Annotated in this window: 2 protein-coding genes; one reads left to right on the top strand and one right to left on the bottom strand. The window is 47.4% G+C overall.

Going from position 1 to position 1,877, the window contains the following annotated elements:
- The coding region (locus R8N28_RS23905) for a queuosine precursor transporter (protein ID WP_318183508.1) at window positions 1–334 on the top strand (334 nt) is incomplete at its 5' end.
- 196 nt (window positions 335–530) lie between these two features.
- Here the strand turns inward: R8N28_RS23905 and gppA are convergent.
- A partial coding sequence (gene gppA, locus R8N28_RS23910) for a guanosine-5'-triphosphate,3'-diphosphate diphosphatase (RefSeq protein ID WP_318075072.1) occupies window positions 531–1,877 on the bottom strand: 1,347 nt, incomplete at its 5' end.

Below are 1,877 nucleotides of genomic sequence, written 5' to 3' on the forward strand. Positions count from 1 at the left end.
TATTGCGAGTTTCATGGCTTACTTACTTGGTCAGATCATGGATGTGCATGTGTTCAACCGCCTACGCCAAATGAAGCAGTGGTGGGTAGCACCAACGTGTTCGACACTCTTTGGTAATGCGCTAGATACCATTGCGTTCTTTGCGATTGCATTCTACCAAAGTCCAGATCCATTTATGGCTGAGCATTGGACGGAAATCGCGCTGGTGGATTACGGCTTCAAGTTGGTGATCAGCCTTGGCTTGTTTGTCCCAATGTACGGTGTATTACTGAATTATCTGATTAAGAAGCTAACCGCAGTAAACCCAGACTTCAAAGTGAGTACGGCGGCGTAATCTCGCTGATTGAATGTGAATAACAAAAAGCCGTTGAATCCAGTGGTTTTTTTGTATTTGAAGGACGGGTACGAGTCTCGTTGTACAGCACAAGGAGCAATAAGATCATGGGTGTTCTTAAGCTCCAAGCACTGTACATTGGAATGCCAAATAACAAAAAGGCTCCATAAGGAGCCTTTTTACTCGATAACAATCATTAGCAAGCGGTAATCGTTAATGGCCAACCAATGTCTGTTTGACGGTTCGATTCTATTTCTAACTCAGCAGCCGTAAGCGGGTTAGCTTCTAGCCATTTCGCATCAATGCTCAACGTCAGTTTATCACCTTCAGCCAATAGCTCGACTTGTGGTTCTAAGCTTGGGTTGCGGCGGTGGGTCAGTAGAACCGCAAGACGCAGCAAGCGCAGCACGCGTTTGGCACTTGTTCCAGATATAGCATGTTGCTCTGGTAGTGAGCTTAGCTGCTCGCGGTAACGGCGTGCAATTTCACCAATAAAGAACTTCTGCGCACGTGTATAGCCTGGCAAATCGAGGTTTTGCAGTAAGTAAGCACTATGTTCACCGCCTTTTTTAAAGTCGATGGTTAGGCCAATTTCGTGCAATTTTGCTGTGGTTTCGAGCAGGACTTTACCTTGAGGCTCAGCAATCCACTCATCGCCACCGGCTTGCTCTAAAAGCTTACCAGCCAGCGTTGCCACTTGTTCACCATATTGGCAATCAAGCTGATAACGGCTTTGCACGCTACAAATGGTGCGAGCACGAATGTCATTTTGACGCAGCTCGTCGACCATTTCATAAACTAAGCCTTCACGCAGTGCGCCGCCCGCGAGTGTCATCGCATCGATTTCAAGTAACTCGAAAATCGCGATAAGAATAGACAGGCCGCTAGGGAAGACCAAGGCACGCTCAAGCGTTAAACCTTCGATGTCGAGCTCTTCCAAATGATCGGCTAGCATGGCTTGCTTTTGTAAACGCTTAAGTTTGGAGTGAGTAATTACTTCGTCCATACCCTGCGCCAGCATGATTTCTTGTAGCGCCTGAACGGTACCAGATGCACCTACGCACACATCCCAACCAAGATCGGTGTACTGTTCTAAGATTGGCTTGATGGTTTGCTTTGCGCCTTCAATCGCAGCTTCGAAGTTACGGGCATTCAGCTGGCGATCTTTAAAGAAGTTCTCCAACCATGTCACGCAGCCCATTTTTAGGCTGGTGAGGGCTTTCGCTTCAAAACCTTCGCCAATAATCAGCTCAGTGCTCGCGCCACCAATATCAACCACAAGGCGACGACCACTACCACCTGACGTGTGGGCAACACCTTTATAGATAGTGGCTGCTTCTTCTTCACCAGAGATGACTTCGATTGGCTGCCCCAGAATCTGGTTCGCTTTCTCTAGAAATACATCCACATTGGTGGCAGTACGTAAAGTCGCTGTGCCGACAATGCGAATGTTTTGTGTAGGAATATCCTGCAAGCGTTCCGCAAATAGACTTAAGCAGTCCCATCCTCGCTGCATAGCTTCCATACTAAGAGAATTATGTTC

Source organism: Vibrio sp. Vb1554 (assembly GCF_033344235.1).